Consider the following 14,950-nt stretch of genomic DNA (forward strand, 5'->3'; position numbering starts at 1 on the left):
GATTTGAAGGACCCGTCATGAAAAAGTATCTCTCCCCCACCGAGCTCAACTCCGCCCTCGCCCTCCGCGATCTCTCCGACCCGGCGGAAGGTCCCCACGCTATGCAGTTGCTGCTCGACCGCATCACTACAGCCCTGGAGCGGCTGTGGAACATCGGTTCGGACACGCACCGTGCCAGCCCCCTGGTGGCCACCTCGGACAACTATGACCGGCTGGGGTATTCGGCTGGAGACGTCACCCGTGATTCGCGCTACTCCCGCCACGTCAGTCCCACCGTGATGCTGCGCAGCCACACATCGGCCGGAGTTCCGGCGCTCCTGGACTCGCTCCGCGGGGAACTGGGCCACTACGACCGGCTGCACATCCTGCCAGGGCTGGTGTACCGGCGCGACGCGGCAGACCGCACTCACGTCGGCGCCCCGCACCAGGTTGATTTGTGGCGGATCAAGTCCCGCGGACTCCTGGGTGCCGGTGACCTCCAGACGATGATGGCCGCAGTGGTGGAAGCTGTGCTGCCGGCCGCGGAGAATCCGGATGTGCAATGGCGTGCGACGCCGTCAACCCACAGCTACACCGCGGCAGGCCAGCAGCTGGATGTGCTGGCCACCATGCCTGACGGCACCCGCGAATGGCTGGAGCTGGCGGAGTGCGGCCTGGTTGCGGCGCCGGTGCTCCGCGGTTCCGGCCTTGACCCGCGGCGCTGGGCCGGACTGGCTCTGGGGATGGGTCTCGACCGGGCGCTCATGCTGAACAAAGGCGTCGGTGACATCCGCCTTCTGCGGTCCGGCATTCCCGCGGTCCGGTCACAGCTCCTGGACCTGCAGCCGTACCGGGCCATTTCGGTGATGCCCGGTGTGAACCGGGACCTCTCCCTGGTCATCACCGACCCGGCCGACGCCGACGCCGAACTCCTGGGTGACGCCGCCCGCGCTGCGCTCGGCAGGGATGCAGATGTCCTCGCGGCCTTGGAAGTCAGGGCGGTGACGCCGACGGCGGAGCTGCCGCCGGCCGCCGTCGACCGTCTCCGCATCAGGCCCGGCCAGGTGAACGTGCTGCTGCGCCTCGTGCTGCAGCCTCTGGACCGGACGCTCACCCACACGGAGGCCAACGGGCTCCGCGACCGCGTCTATCTGGCGCTGCATCAGGGCCAAGTACTGGAACTGATCGCCGGATAACCGGCCGGAGGGGTGCCGCCAGGTGGGCTGACTCCGGAGGCGTCTGAAGGGGACGGAACCTTGGGCGTGCAGCAGGTAGGTTGGAGGCATGGCTGAACGTTTCTCTTCGATGCTCCGTGTCCTGTCAGGGGCGGCTGCGGTTGCCTCCATCCTGCTGGCCGTGCCGGCCTGCTCACCCGTTGTGTCGATTGAAAACGCCGACGTTCCTGCATGGAAGGCCACCGCGCTGCCGTCTGCCGGCGGCACGGTCCTCGAGGATGCCGGCAAGATCCTCAACCGGGACCGGATCAACCAGGAGGCGGCCAGCGTTCCGGCCGGCCGCTACACGCTGACCGTGACCTGCGAAGGCGGAGGGAAGGCGTTCTTTGCCGTGTCGCTGGCGGGGAAGCCCATGGTGGACGCCGGGGCTGCGTGCAACGGCAGCCGCGAGATAACGAAGATCACGGTAGCCCAGCCGGGGCCGCTGGAGATCAGCGCGTCCAGCGTTGACGCCCCGCTGATTTACGCGTATCAGTTGGTGCCGGCGAAGTAGCCGGCGCGCTTTTTCGGGGAGCTGCTTCCGCCTATGGCCTCGTGCCACCGGCGGGCATAAAGTCGGTGTATGCCCTCTGTGCGGATGGTCTCCGTGCATCATCTCTTCAGGCGGGCACCGCGGGTGCCGCTGGTGCGGACCCCGGCAGCCGCCGTCGTGCTTTCCCTTGCGCTGGCTGCGGGTGCCTTTCTGAGCGGCTGCGAATACAGCTACGACGACGGCCGGGGCGAGCTGCCGGCCGGCACCTTCCCCGCCGTGACGGATCCGGCGCTGCCGCGGGACCCGCTGGAGAACCTGCCCGTGGCCGGCGCCGAGCTCGATGCGTGGGCGAAGGAGGTACTGCCGGATGCAGAGGGGCAGGTTTTCCGCACCAGCTACGGGACTGTCGAGGGCGGGGAAGAGAAGACAGAGTCCACGGGACAACTGCCCAGCGGCACGTATTCCCTGACGCTCGCCTGCCGCAGCGAGCGGAGAGTCAGCTTCACGGTGCGCGACTCCGAGTTCGCCCTCGTGGACCTGAGCCTGCGCTGCGGGACGTCACGGGTCAATGTGGTGCACGTGTCGAAGGATTCAGTGCTGCACGTGACCGTGGAGGCGAGGGACGACGCCAACTTCGCCTACCGCGTTAGCCGGATCTGACCGGGGCTTCCGGCCGTCCGGCAGCGCAGCTGTAAGGCGCCCCGCAGCCGTCAGGCAGCGCAGCCATCCGGGCAGCGCAGGGTCTCGGGGCTGGAGGCGCACTCGGCGCAGTACAGCGTGAGCGTGCGACAGCTCAGGTTGGAGCAGTTTTCGAACTTGCTGGTGGGCGCGGCGCAGCGGACACACTCGCCGACGGTCTTGGCATCTTCGCTGAATTCAAGATGCATCCGCTTGTCGAAGACGTACAGCGAGCCCTCCCACAGGCCCTGGTCCTTGAACGTTTCGCCATACCGGACGATGCCGCCGTCGAGCTGGTAAACCTCCTTGAATCCGCGGTTCACCATGAGGCTGGAGAGCACCTCGCAGCGGATTCCGCCGGTGCAGTAGGTGACTACCGGCTTGTCCTTGATGGAGTCGTACTTGCCGGACTCTAGTTCCTTGATGAAATCGTGGGTGGTGGCGACGTCCGGGACAATCGCGTCCTTGAATTTTCCGATCTGCGCCTCGAACGCATTACGGCCGTCGAAGAAAACGACGTCCTCGCCGTTCTCCTTCTTCGCGTCCACCAGTTCGTGGAGTTCCTCCGGCTTGAGGTGCGTTCCGCCGCCCACGACGCCGTTTTCGTCGACCCTCAGCTCGCCCGGGGCGCCGAAGGAGACGACCTCGTCGCGGACCTTGACGCTCAGCCGCGGAAAGTCATCGGCCCCGCCCTCCGACCATTTCACGTCGACGCCGTGGAACCCCTTGTATTCGCGAGTCGTCTTCACGTACTGCTTGACGGCGTTGAGCTCACCGCCCACGGTGGCGTTGATGCCGTCCTTGGAAATCAGGATGCGTCCCGTCAGCCCCAGCTTCTCGCAGAGGGCGCGCTGCCAGAGCCTGACGGCGTCGGGGTCAGCGATGGGGGTAAAGCCGTAAAAGAGCACGATTCGGTTCAAAGCCACGTATTTAAGGGTACTGGCTGCGGGGAAGGCAGCGGAATCGGAGGTGCGGGGCGGGGACGCCGTCGCGGTGCAGCCGGCTTCACCGATCACAATTGCATAAGCAAGTGTCAAAGCCCTGTTACTTGTGACAACGCTGGAATAGTCTCATCACATGACGCCAGAAGCCATGGTTGGAGACATCACTCATCTGCTGGAAGTCTGGGTAGCTGGCTGGGCTGGTTGCCGGGGCTATGAGACGCGCACTGAGGGGCGCTTTCCTGCCGCCCTGCGCGCAGACACTACCGGGGACTGGGAATATTTCGCTTCCGATCCCTCCGACACCGAGTTCGCCACGCTGGCAGCCACGACGGCCGAGGCGCCGGCACGGGTGCTTACCATCCTGACCAATGACGTTGGTCGCTACAAAGTCCTGGCACAGCAGCATGGGCTGAATGTGACATCAGCGTCCCAGAGCATGATGGTGGTGGACATGGAGACCCAGGACGCCGAGGATCCGTGGCTTTCCGACGACGAACTGAAACTGGAAACATCCGAGTCCAACGGCGTGCACCATGCTGTGGTGCGGGCAGGCGATGCCCTCGCAGCCAGCGGACAGGTGTGCGTCATCAACGGGACCGCAGTCTTCGACAAGATCGTGACAGAGCCGGACTTCCAGCGCCGTGGACTGGGCAGCTTCATCATGAAGGCCCTCGCTGCCCAAGCGTTTGCGCACGATGTGGAAGACGGCCTGCTGCTTGCCTCACTGGACGGGCAAAAGCTGTATTCACACCTTGGCTGGACCTCGGTGTGCCATGTCCTGTTGCTCTCTGCCTCCAACGAGGGCGCCGACCTCTCGGTGGCCTGACGCTTCTCTTGATCTGACGGCGGTGCCCGCATTCGCGTGCTGATTCTTGCATTCCCGTGCTGATTTTTGCGCGGGTGAAAGAATATTGGGGTGAACCCCCATGACTCGCTGATTCCCCTGCTGGGCCGCGGCCCGGACCCGGAACAGCTGCGGCATGTGCGGACCATCCCGGCGCGCGCGGCTGTGCACGAGCCGTGGCCGGAGTGGGCCCATCCTGAGGTCGTGGCTGCGTACGGCAAACTGGGCATCCACCAGCCGTACCGGCATCAGATCCAGGCGGCCAACATCGCGCACGCCGGCGAACATGTGGTGATAGCTACGGGCACGGCCTCCGGAAAGTCGCTCGCCTACCAGCTCCCGGCCCTGGACGCGATCCACCGCTCAGAACTGCGTGTCCTCTCCGAGCCTGGCAAGATCCATGACGATGGCGCCGTGACGCTGTATTTGTCCCCGACCAAGGCGCTGGCAGCGGACCAACTCGCAGCCATCCGCTCGCTGAAGCTGCCCACCGTCAGGGCAGAAACCTACGACGGCGACACGGACCCGGCCTCACGGCGCTGGATCAGGGACCACGCCAATTTCATCCTGGCCAACCCGGACATGTTGCACTTCGGGATCCTGCCCAACCATGCCTGGTGGGCGGGGTTCTTCCGGCGGCTGCGTTACGTAATCGTCGACGAGGCACACAGCTACCGCGGCGTTTTCGGTTCCCATGTGGCCAACCTGATGCGCCGCCTCCGGCGTATCTGCGCCTATTACGCCGGCGCTTCTTCCCCCGGCCCGGTCTTCATTGCGGCGTCTGCCACGGCTTCTGAACCGGAAACGTCCTTTGGCAGGCTCATCGGCGCCCCGGTCCGGGCTGTCTCAGAAGATTCCTCACCGCACGGTTCCACCACCGTGGCGTTCTGGGAACCGGCCCTGACTGAGGTGCGGGGCGAGAACGGTGCCAAGGAACGCCGGACGGCAGTGGCCGAGACCGCAGACCTGCTGGCGAACCTCGTCTCATCCCGGATCCGGACCATCGCCTTCATCAAGTCCAGGCGCGGCGCGGAAACCATTTCCTCCATCACCAAGCGGCTCCTCGATGAAGTCGATCCCAGCCTGCCCCAGAGGGTTGCCGCCTACCGTTCGGGCTACCTTCCGGAGGAACGGCGTGCCTTGGAAAAGGCATTGCGGTCCGGCCAACTGCTTGGCATCTCCAGCACGTCGGCCCTAGAGCTGGGCATCGACATCTCAGGGCTGGACGCGGTGCTCGTAGCCGGCTGGCCGGGAACCAGGGCATCCCTCTTCCAGCAGATCGGCAGGGCGGGGCGCGCCGGACAGGATGCCATCGCCGCGTTTGTGGCCAGCGATGACCCGCTGGACACGTATTTGGTGAACCATCCTGAGGCGATCTTCGATGTGTCGGTTGAGGCCACGGTGTTTGATCCGTCGAATCCGTATGTGCTGGGCCCCCACCTGTGCGCAGCAGCAGCCGAACTACCGTTGGGGGTTGCGGAGCTGCCTCTGTTCGGCGGCACCGCAGAGAAACTGCTCGGTCAGCTAGTGGCGCAGGGTTATCTGCGGAGGCGCCCTGCCGGCTGGTTCTGGACGCACCCGCAGGGCGCGGCTGCCATGGTGAACCTGCGGGCCGACGGAGGCGGTCCGGTAAGTATCGTGGACGCCGATACCGGATCCCTGCTGGGGACCATGGATTCGCCGCAGACCCACTACCAGGCCCATACCGGAGCCATCTACGTTCATCAGGGCGACAGCTACGTCGTGGAGGACCTAAACGAGGACGATCACTGTGTTGTGGTGCGGCGCGCGAACCCGGACTACTACACCACGGCCCGGGACATAACGCAGATCGAGGTGCTTGAGACCGAGCGCACGGCCCAGTGGGGCGACGTCGCCGTGCATTTCGGCGATGTGAAGGTGACGACTCAAGTGGTCTCTTTTCAGCGCAAGGCCCTGATTTCGAATGAGGTCCTTGGCGAGGAACCCTTGGAACTCGGGGCACGGGACCTTTTTACCAAGGCGGTCTGGTTCGTCATGGACAACCGGTCCCTGACAGGTGCCGGCCTGATCGAGGCACAGTTCCCCGGCGCGCTCCATGCAGCAGAACATGCAGCCATCGGACTCCTGCCCCTCGTGGCGTCCAGCGACCGCTGGGACATCGGGGGCGTCTCCACAGCGATCCACGCCGACACGGGCGTGCCCACGATTTTTGTGTACGACGGGCATCCCGGCGGTGCAGGCTTTGCGGAACGGGGCTTCGAGAAGGCCAAGGTGTGGCTTGCCGCGACCAGGGACGCCATCAAGGCCTGCGAATGCGAGTCCGGCTGCCCGTCCTGCGTTCAGTCCCCCAAATGCGGCAACAAGAACAATCCACTGGACAAGGACGCAGCCGTCACATTGATTGACGTTCTGTTGCGGGATGCAAAGGAGTCCGCTGCCCCGCCCGAGGCGTATGCCGCGAGTGCTGTCGTGCCAACCGCGGGCTAAGGCGGCGGCCCCGCCCGGGCCCGCCCGGCTGCTGATCCGAGGATGGTGCCGGCCGTAAGTTGGGTGTGGACTTCGACGGATTGACCACCTTCCTCAGCGCAGCTGAGCAGCCTGGCCCCGTGCCGGCCTGCTACCTCTGCAGCAAGAATGCATGGTTCACCCGCCGTCACGCCGCGCAGTGCATCCGCTGCTGCCAGAGCCGCGAGGTCGGCCGCGGCTGCCGCTTTGGAGGCCATCACGGCCGACTGCGCCAGCAGGAGCAGCATGGACATGGCCAGGATGACCACCATGCCTAGACCCGCTGCGAGCACTGTGCCGGACCCCCGCTCGGAATCAGGCTCCTCCGCCTGCTGACGCCGCTTCACTCCGGTCTCCTTATAGTCGTTTGTTTCTCCGGGCCCCCTGGCTTGCCTTCGAGTCTCCCCGGTGTCCGGGTGGACTCCGCCGTTTCAGCACGGGCCTCGGCCTTCGCCGTCAGTGTCCAGGGCACTACGTTTCCCATAGGCCCTGCCATCCGTACCGACACGGTCACGCTCAGCCATTCGCCCCCGGTGTCCACAACGGAAGAGGCCGAGCCGCCGGCCAGCTTTCGGACAATTACATCGATGGCAGCAGGATCCTCTCCGCGGGCAAGTGCTCGGGCGCCGGCCCTGGCCGCCTCCTCCAGCCGGAGTTGCGTGACCCCCGCCGCAGACCCAGCCAGAAGCATAGTCAGCAGCATCAGGACAGCAGGCAGTGCGACCGCGAATTCAGCCGTCACGGCCCCGCGGTTGTTCGTTTTGCGGCTGCCGTTTGTGCTGCTCTCCGTCGCAACAGGTGGCGGGGTCTGCGGCAGGAGCCTCACGGCAAGGCCAGCGCCGTGCGGATCAGGTTGAGCAGGAAACCGCGGACTTCGTCGCTGCGCAGGATGAACACCAGAAGCCCGGCGAATCCGACTGCGGCCAGCGTGGCTATGGCGTACTCCGCCGTCGCCATTCCGGCATCCGAGCCCATCAGGCGCCGCCGCGGGCGCATCTTCACCCGGGGCGCTGCGCTGGCTCCAGGGTAAATTTCCCGGACCCCGGCCTCGTTGCCTTCCTGACGTGCAGGCTGGGCTCCGCCGAGATTGTTTTGATTCAGGGACATAAGTCTTCCTTTCTGCTTGGCCGGCGGTCTTGCCGGCTACTCCGACTGTTCCGGGTGGCGGGCCGACCGGTAAGTGAGAAATTGGCCTAAGTGGAAAAGCGGTGGCCGGGCCACCTTGTGGAGGGAAAGTGTCCGGCGGAGGGAAAGTGCTGGCGCAGGAAACGTAGGCGCCCGGGTTCCCGAGGGCACCAGCGCGAGCAGGCACTCACGTTCCCGAGGGCACCAGCGCGAGCAGGCACTCACGTTCCCGAGGGCACCAGCGCGAGCAACACCGGGACCACTCCCAGACAGATGAATGCCGGGAGGGAGCACAGACCAAGGGGGATCACGAGCTTGACGCTGAGGGACGCTGCGCGTTTTTCAGCGGACCGGAACCTCTCACGGCGCATCCTGGCAGCCTGGGCGTAAAGGATCGCGGAAGACGGCGCGCCAGTCAGCGCGGCAAACCCCAAGGCGTCGCGAAGTGCCAGTATCTCCGCTGAATGCCCCTCTGAGCTCCGCCACGACGTCTCCCAATCCGCCCCGATGGCCAAGGCTGCAACCACAGGCCTCAGGGACCTGCTGTACTCCGCGGAGGCAGCTGCCGCCACAAGCTCCAGGGACCGTCCGATTCCTGATCCCGCATCGAGCATGGCGGCGATCAGTTCAAGCATCATCGCCGTGTCACGCAGACCGGGCTCCGGCCCTGAAAAACTCGTCCTTCCCGAGCTCTCATGGGATCTCTCGCCGTCCAGCAACACCCCGACCTTGGAGAGCAGCCGTCTTCGCGCGCGTGAGTGGCCCGTTAAGGCGAGCGCAGCGGCGAAAGCCAGCAGCGCGGCCATCAGCACGGCGGAAAGCATCGGCCCCGTCATGCCCGTAGCCCCGTCACTCCAGCGGTCCTGTCACTGGGCCGGCATCGGCGTCCGTGCCACTTCCCCGACCAATCAACGCGACGGCGTCGTCAAGCCGCGGCGCCATCATGACACTGCCGTTCCGGCCGCTGCCCGGACCAGCCTGGCAGACCAGATCCGGCCTGCAACGGTGAGCACGGTCCCCGCGACAAATGCGCTCACGCCAAGGGGTGTCCCCACCAGCATCGCCAAGGGATCGACGCCGAGGCAGATCCCCAGCCCGAGTCCGAGCAGGGGAAGCCAGGTCAACAAAGTGACTGTCGCTTTAGGACCTGCGAGGGCGGTCTGGCGGGCAGCCTCTGCGTCGTCTTCAACCTCGAGTTGTGCCGCGAAGCGGGTCAGGACGTCCGCCAATGGACAGCCACTGGCCTCGGCGATATCGAAGCAGGCCGCCAGCTCCGCCCAGATCCGCGGTTCGTGGCTGCCCGCTGCGTGGACAGACGACGGTACCGCGAGACGTATTGCTTCCGCGACCGGGGATCCCCGCATTGCTGCCCCGCGGGCCGCCGCGAGGACTCCCGCCGATCCGGGGCTCAGCCGTGGCCCGTCGGATTTCCTGTCCAGCCCGTCAGGTTCTGCGTAAACCACCCACAACTCGTCCCAGAGGCGCGACGGTGTCCGCCCGCCTTTCAGCAGTGCGGCAAGCTGCTGGACCACCACAGTGAGCGATACGGCCGCGTCCGTCCGACCGCGGCCTGCGCGGCCCAAAAGCGAAGCACCACGGTGGTTCTGGCCTCCGCCGGCACCGCGCCACTTGCCCCTGCGCCGGTGCTTCTGGTCAAGGCCAGCACCGGCGCCGAGCAAAGGTCCCGCTGGCCTTCGGGAAGCTCCGGGGTCACGGCCCGAGGACGCGCCGCTGCCGCGGGTGACACCCCCAGCGAAGGCCCTCCGGACACGGCGACTCAGGCCGCGCGGGGGACGCAGGATCAACCACAGGGCAAGAGCCAGCACTCCAACGAGTACGGCAATCATGCCGCAACACCGGCAGGTCCCCGGATCCACTCGCGTACCTGCTCGGTGTCCGTCGGCTGGGTGCCGTCTAAAGTGTGGGCGGTTGCCGGAGCAGAAGCCTGAGCAAGATCCAGGACCGTAGGCTGTGTCTGTCCAAGGGCCAGCTCCGGATCGATGCCGAGGCGGTGGGCCAGCATCGCCCACGCCGGTCCAACGACGAGCCGCCCGCCGGCATTCTCGAGGGCTGCGGAAACGCCAAGACTGCCAGCTGTCTCCTGCAGCACCCCGATGCAGGCCACGTGACGCCCTTCCCGGGTTCTCGCGACGTGTACCACTACGTCCAGAGCGCTGGAGACCTGCAGCCGTACGGCGTCCTGCCCCAGCCCCGCCAAGGCTCCCAAAGCAGTGAGTCGGGCAGGCACAGCGCCGGCAGCATTGGCATGGATCGTCCCTCCGCCGCCGGTGTGGCCGGTGTTCATGGCTGTCAGAAGCTCCCGCACTTCTGCGCCACGGCATTCTCCCACCACCAGCCGGTCGGGCCGCATTCTCAGCGCCTGGCGCACGAGTTCGCCCAGGTCCACTTCGCCGCCGCCCTCGAGGTTGCCGTGCCGCGACTCAAGCGACACAACGTGCGGGTGAACCGGGTTCAGCTCCGAGGCATCCTCGATCAGAACCAGCCGCTCACCTGGATCGCAAAGTCCCAGCAGGGTGGACAGCAGAGTCGTCTTTCCCGAACCCGTCGCCCCGCTGATCAGGAAGCTCAGCCGTCGCTCCACCATCTGTTCCAAAACAGACTGGATCAGCGGCCCGAACATCCCCCCGCGCCTGAGTTCGTCCAGGGAAAAGACGCGTTCGCGACGGATCCGCACGCTCAGGAGTGTTCCGGCGGTGGAGATCGGCGGCAGGACAGCGTGGATGCGGTAGCCGCCGTCGAGCCGTACATCCACGCACGGTGAGCCATCATCCAGGCGCCGGCCGCCAGCTGCAACCAGCCGGGACGCCAGGGCCCGGAGCTGGGGTTCGCCGGCGAAGGCTACCGGCGCCCGTTCGATGCCCCTGCCGCGGTCGAGCCATACGGAATCCGGCGCGTTGACGAAGATGTCGGTAACGGAAGGATCCCTGACCAGCTGCTGAAGCGGACCGAGACCGTTCAGCTCGGCGCTGATCCGTTCAACTGCCGCCAGGGATCCAGCCGTGCCAAGCAGTTTTCCGGTCGCCTGCACCGCGGCGGCAACGCGAGACGGCGTAACCGGTCCAGCGTCGGCCATGACGGACTCGCGCACAGTCTCGAGCAGTCCCGAATCAAATTCCCTGGCCGCTCGCCGTCGGCCTCCGGCTTCCGGGTGCCCGGGCATCGCCCCTCCACTCCCGGGACCGAAATGGGCACCAGCCCCAGGGGCACTTGAATGCGCGCTCACTGGGCGTCCCCGGTCATCAGTTCACCATCAAGTAGGTCCAAGACTGAGGCGGCGAACCGCCGGACGCTCCTCCGCTTGCCCTGCTCCAGCAGGCGGCCAAGCTCGGCTGCGCCGGCGGTGCCGCGCACTTCCGGCAAGACACCGTGCAGCGGGAGCCCCACAGACTCAGCGATCAGGGTTCCGTCCAGGGCAGCCCCGGCTTTGCCCCGGATCACGAGCGCTGAATCCACCGGCGGAAGCTCCTGAAGGAGCCGGGCACAGGCGACAGCGGCCTTCAGCTGGGCCGGAACAACCACGAGCAGTCGGTCGCAGTCCCAGGCAAACGTCCGGAGAGGTTCGACATTTCTGCCGATGTCCACGATGACGAGCTCGTAGCCCCGCCTCGCGGCGTCCAGCACTCCGCCCACAGTGGCCGAATCCACGACAGGCGGCCTTTCCCTGCTTCCCGGCCAGGACAGGAAGGAGAAACCTCCAGCCACAGGCAACGCATCCGCAAGCTGGCCAGGGTCGATGCTGCCGCTGGCATCCGCCAGGTCCGGCCAGCGGAGCCCCGGCGATTCCTCCGCTGCCAGGGCAAGCTCGAGTCCCCCGCCCCAGGGGTCTGCATCCACGAGCAAGACCCGTGCGCCAATTCCGGCGGCGGCCTGCGCGATCCAGATGCCGGCGGTGGTGGCGCCCGCGCCCCCGCACCCGCCGGTGACGCCCAGAACCAGCCCTCCTGCCTCCGGTGAGCGTGAACGACTGAGGTACTCTGCGAGCCAGGCCGCCGCGTCGGGAAGAACCGCCACGCGCTGTGCGCCCAAAACCGCACCAAGGTGCCACAGGCTGTCCCCCTCTCCGCTCAGGCCCACCAGCACGGCGGGCGCCCGGCGCCGCGGGGGCAGCTCACGGATGTCGCTTCCTACCAAGACGGCTGCCGCTGAATCCCAGTACGGTGCAGCCTCCGAGACGCCGGCGACGACGCGCAGCCGTCCCCCTGCCGCCGCCACGATCCGCTCCACCTCCCCCTGGAGAAATTCAAAGGCGGTTACCAGCAGCACCTCCTCAGCTTCGACGGGGAGCCATGCGCCCGGCGTGTCGCCCGGGTAACGCAGTCGCGCGGCACGTCCGGGGGGCTGCGCCGAAGCCCGCCCGGGTCTTGAAAACCGGGGCGCAGAGGGAACCGGCGTCATACTGGCCGGGCGCTCCGGAGCGAAAGTTGGCCGCCGCTCCGCCGAATCGGCCGTGTCGTCGAGGGGCAGTCCTGGCGGGCCGTCCTCCCAGCCAACGTCCGCCTGCGCGGCCGGCAGTGCGGTGTCCGGTTCAGATGGAGCTCCCTGGTTCCGTGCGTGATGCCTGCTCATGGAGCAACTCTGGCTGGGAGCAGTGCCGCAGGGCAGTCGTGGATGACCGTATGTGGACAACTCCGCGGCGCGAGCCCTGTGGAGGAAAAGTCGCAGTACGGGGAGTGATGCCGCACCAACGACCGGTCCAGCCAAGGACCCGCCAAGGGCATCCCAAGCAGCAACGAACCAGCCCCCCCAAAGCAGCCACGAATCAGCCACGAAGCAGCCACGAATCAGCCCAAGGGACGCGAATACGCACCGCAGCACCGAAGTGGGTCAAACTCAGGGCAGAATTGATCCATGTATCTGTTGCTGGCCGCCCACCCCGACGGCGCAGTGATACAGGAACTCACCGCCGGCGGGCTGCCGAATCCGCGCAACCCGGAACCACAAATCGTCAGCCGCACCGCGGACCGCGACAACATGACCCACCACGTCGGCCCACGGCCCGACGGTATGCCCGCCAGACCGGACACAGCCGGGAGCCCCGCCGGGGCCAACAGCGCAACCGGGCTCGCCGCCGCCGTGCGTGATCTCGAAAAGCGGCGCCCACGATGGATCTGGCACCGCACGCAGGACTGGTATCCGGCGCTGCTGGCTGCCGGCGTTGAGCTGGAACGGTGCTACGACCTCGCGCTGTGCGGCGCCATCCTGGCGCATTCGGAGTTCACCGCCCACACGGCGTATGCACAGAACGCGGAGAAGCTGACGCAGGACGACGACCTCCAGCAACCCCCGCGGGCGCTTCAGCCGCCGCCGCCTCCGGCAGACCAGGGGTCGCTCTTCGACGATCCCGGCATGAACGCTGAACCGCGGCACACCGCCGAAGAATTGCGTGCCGAGTACGCGGCCCAGCAGGAAGCCGTGGCTGCCGCCAGCGCGGACGGCAACCGAAGGCAGCGGCTACAGCTCCTGCTCGCAGCGGAATCGGCGGGTGCCATGATCGCGGCCGAGATGCAGCACGCGGGCGTGCCGTGGAGGGAAGAGCTGCACGAACGGATCCTCGCCGACTACCTCGGTCCGCGGCCGCCGGCCGGCCAACGCCCCGCCAAGCTGGAGGCGCTCAACACCGAGCTCCGCCGGCTGCTGAACTCCCCTGGCCTGAACCCGGATTCGCCCCAGGAGCTCATGCGCGCCCTGCACCGGAACGGCATCGAGGTGAAGTCGACGCGGCAGTGGGAGCTGAAGGAGTCGAACCATCCCGCCATCGAACCCCTGCTGGCCTACAAGAAACTCTCGCGGCTGCACACGGCCAACGGCTGGACGTGGCTGGACGCCTGGGTCAGGAACGGGCGCTTCCAGCCCGAGTACGTGGTGGGCGGTGTGGTGTCCGGCAGGTGGGCGTCGCGCGGCGGCGGTGCCCTGCAGATCCCGCGGCAAATCCGCGGCGCGGTACACGCCGACCCTGGCCACAAGCTGATCGTCGCGGACGCCTCGCAGCTGGAGCCGCGCGTTCTCGTGGCTCTTTCACAGGATTCCACGATGGCCGAAGCGGCCCGCGATCAGGACCTCTACGCGGGCATCGCGGCAAAGGGATTCGGCGGCGACCGCGCAAAGGCCAAGATGGCCCTGCTCGGAGCCATGTACGGCGCCACCTCTGGCGAGGCCGGCCGGCTCATGCCGCAGCTGGCGCGCACCTATCCGCGTGCCGTCGGCTTCGTGGAACAGGCCGCCCGCGCCGGGGAGGCAGGGAAGACTGTCACATCGCGTTTGGGCCGCAGCAGCCCGCCGCCGTCAGAGGGGTGGTTCCGGAGCCAGCAGTCGACCACCGCGGAGGAGCAGCGCCGGGCGGACTCGATTGCCCGCTCACGCGGCCGGTTCACCCGCAACTTCGTGGTGCAGGGCTCCGCGGCCGACTGGGCAGCCTGCTGGCTTGCGGAATTACGACGCCGGTTGCGCGCCATGCGTGCCGACGGCTCCGCATCCGCTGAGCTCGTCTTCTTCCTCCACGACGAAGTCATGGTCCATGCCCCGGACGCCGCTGTGGACAGCTGCATCCGTGCCGTAGAGGACGCCGCCAACGCCGCGAAGGAGCTTCTCTTCGGCCGGATTCCGGTGGAGTTCCCGGTGAGTGTGGCGGTGGTGGACTCGTACGACAACGCGAAATAAGGCGGGTGCCGGCGGCCACCGGCGGTGTGGAGATCTTTGTCGCCGGGCCTCAACGGCGGACACTAGCCTGTCTGCGGCGGGAACCAAAGTCACACGGTGACTGCACCGGAACGGATCGTTTCAGTGAGTAACGTACCCGCGGGTAGTTCGCGTCCGTGCGGCGCGTCACACTACCCTGAAGTGACCGGGCAGTGGCAGTTAGTTGGCCCGGCAAGTGCAACGAAGCATCATCAGGGGGTCCAGCCAGTGGCGGGCAGATTTGAAGTACATCAGGACGACGAGAAGTTCTACAAGTTCCGGCTCAAAGACGGAGACGGCAAGATTGTGGCGGTGTCACCGCGCTTCAGGAGCCTTTCAGGCGTCGTGGCAGGCATCGACGCGATGCGGGAGAACGCCGCAACGGGGCTCGTGGTGGACCTGCGGAAGCCGCACCACCAGAGCTAGCAGAACCCGGACAGGGCCGGCTGCACCGGCATCCCAGCGTACGCCCAGGCTCGGTTTCAGTCAT

At 66.8% G+C, this 14,950-nt stretch carries 15 protein-coding genes; 7 read left to right on the top strand and 8 right to left on the bottom strand.

Features of this window, described 5'->3' with window-relative positions; translation table 11 throughout:
* The 3 genes from LQ144_RS14160 to LQ144_RS14170 form a co-directional block, all read left to right on the top strand.
* A partial coding sequence (locus LQ144_RS14160; protein WP_354962156.1) for a hypothetical protein occupies positions 1-1,175 on the top strand: 1,175 nt, incomplete at its 5' end.
* Positions 1,176-1,263: 88 nt separating this feature from the next.
* Positions 1,264-1,707 carry a hypothetical protein gene (locus tag LQ144_RS14165; RefSeq protein ID WP_230119343.1) on the top strand — a complete coding sequence of 148 codons (444 nt, stop codon included), beginning with the start codon at positions 1,264-1,266 and terminating at the stop codon, positions 1,705-1,707.
* A 69-nt stretch (positions 1,708-1,776) separates the two neighbouring features.
* On the top strand, positions 1,777-2,346 hold the full coding sequence (locus tag LQ144_RS14170) for a hypothetical protein (protein WP_230119344.1): 570 nt from the start codon (positions 1,777-1,779) through the stop codon (positions 2,344-2,346).
* 50 nt (positions 2,347-2,396) lie between these two features.
* Here LQ144_RS14170 and LQ144_RS14175 read toward each other — a convergent pair whose 3' ends face one another.
* Positions 2,397-3,290: a rhodanese-related sulfurtransferase gene (locus LQ144_RS14175; protein WP_230119345.1), complete on the bottom strand. Its 894-nt coding sequence runs from the start codon at positions 3,288-3,290 to the stop codon at positions 2,397-2,399.
* Positions 3,291-3,441: 151 nt separating this feature from the next.
* Between LQ144_RS14175 and LQ144_RS14180 the strand changes: the two genes are divergently transcribed.
* Together LQ144_RS14180 and LQ144_RS14185 are read left to right on the top strand one after the other, a co-directional pair.
* Complete coding sequence (locus tag LQ144_RS14180; protein WP_230119346.1) at positions 3,442-4,134, top strand: GNAT family N-acetyltransferase; 693 nt, start codon at positions 3,442-3,444, stop codon at positions 4,132-4,134.
* A gap of 90 nt (positions 4,135-4,224) precedes the next feature.
* The gene (locus LQ144_RS14185) at positions 4,225-6,621 is read left to right on the top strand and encodes a DEAD/DEAH box helicase (RefSeq protein ID WP_230119347.1); all 2,397 of its coding nucleotides are present in this window, start codon (positions 4,225-4,227) and stop codon (positions 6,619-6,621) included.
* Here the strand turns inward: LQ144_RS14185 and LQ144_RS14190 are convergent.
* The 7 genes from LQ144_RS14190 to ssd form a co-directional block, all read right to left on the bottom strand.
* Positions 6,618-6,986: an Rv3654c family TadE-like protein gene (locus tag LQ144_RS14190; protein WP_230119348.1), complete on the bottom strand. Its 369-nt coding sequence runs from the start codon at positions 6,984-6,986 to the stop codon at positions 6,618-6,620. The genes LQ144_RS14185 and LQ144_RS14190 overlap by 4 nt on opposite strands.
* Positions 6,983-7,465, bottom strand: a complete 483-nt coding sequence (locus LQ144_RS14195) for a TadE family type IV pilus minor pilin (RefSeq protein WP_354962157.1) — start codon at positions 7,463-7,465, stop codon at positions 6,983-6,985. Before LQ144_RS14195 ends, LQ144_RS14190 begins: the two co-directional genes overlap by 4 nt.
* Entirely contained in the window at positions 7,462-7,746 is a 285-nt protein-coding gene (locus LQ144_RS14200) for a DUF4244 domain-containing protein (RefSeq protein ID WP_230119349.1), read from the bottom strand. Before LQ144_RS14200 ends, LQ144_RS14195 begins: the two co-directional genes overlap by 4 nt.
* Positions 7,747-7,985: 239 nt before the next feature.
* The gene (locus LQ144_RS14205; protein WP_230119350.1) at positions 7,986-8,600 is read right to left on the bottom strand and encodes a type II secretion system F family protein; all 615 of its coding nucleotides are present in this window, start codon (positions 8,598-8,600) and stop codon (positions 7,986-7,988) included.
* A 105-nt stretch (positions 8,601-8,705) separates the two neighbouring features.
* Complete coding sequence (locus LQ144_RS14210) at positions 8,706-9,611, bottom strand: hypothetical protein (RefSeq protein WP_230119351.1); 906 nt, start codon at positions 9,609-9,611, stop codon at positions 8,706-8,708.
* Positions 9,608-10,945: a TadA family conjugal transfer-associated ATPase gene (locus tag LQ144_RS14215; protein ID WP_230119352.1), complete on the bottom strand. Its 1,338-nt coding sequence runs from the start codon at positions 10,943-10,945 to the stop codon at positions 9,608-9,610. The genes LQ144_RS14210 and LQ144_RS14215 overlap by 4 nt, the downstream gene beginning before the upstream one ends.
* Before the next feature lie 59 nt (positions 10,946-11,004).
* Positions 11,005-12,351, bottom strand: a complete 1,347-nt coding sequence (gene ssd / locus LQ144_RS14220; protein WP_354962158.1) for a septum site-determining protein Ssd — start codon at positions 12,349-12,351, stop codon at positions 11,005-11,007.
* A 282-nt stretch (positions 12,352-12,633) separates the two neighbouring features.
* Between ssd and LQ144_RS14225 the strand changes: the two genes are divergently transcribed.
* Together LQ144_RS14225 and LQ144_RS14230 are read left to right on the top strand one after the other, a co-directional pair.
* Positions 12,634-14,442, top strand: coding sequence for a bifunctional 3'-5' exonuclease/DNA polymerase (locus tag LQ144_RS14225; RefSeq protein ID WP_230119353.1), 1,809 nt, complete (start codon positions 12,634-12,636; stop codon positions 14,440-14,442).
* A gap of 246 nt (positions 14,443-14,688) precedes the next feature.
* Positions 14,689-14,886 (top strand): DUF1508 domain-containing protein, encoded by a 198-nt coding sequence (locus tag LQ144_RS14230; RefSeq protein WP_230119354.1) that lies wholly within the window; start codon positions 14,689-14,691, stop codon positions 14,884-14,886.
* The last annotated feature ends 64 nt before the right edge of the window (positions 14,887-14,950 follow it).

Origin of the sequence: Arthrobacter sp. Bi83 (genome assembly GCF_918698095.1) — a bacterium.
In the GTDB taxonomy this organism is placed as follows: domain Bacteria; phylum Actinomycetota; class Actinomycetes; order Actinomycetales; family Micrococcaceae; genus Arthrobacter.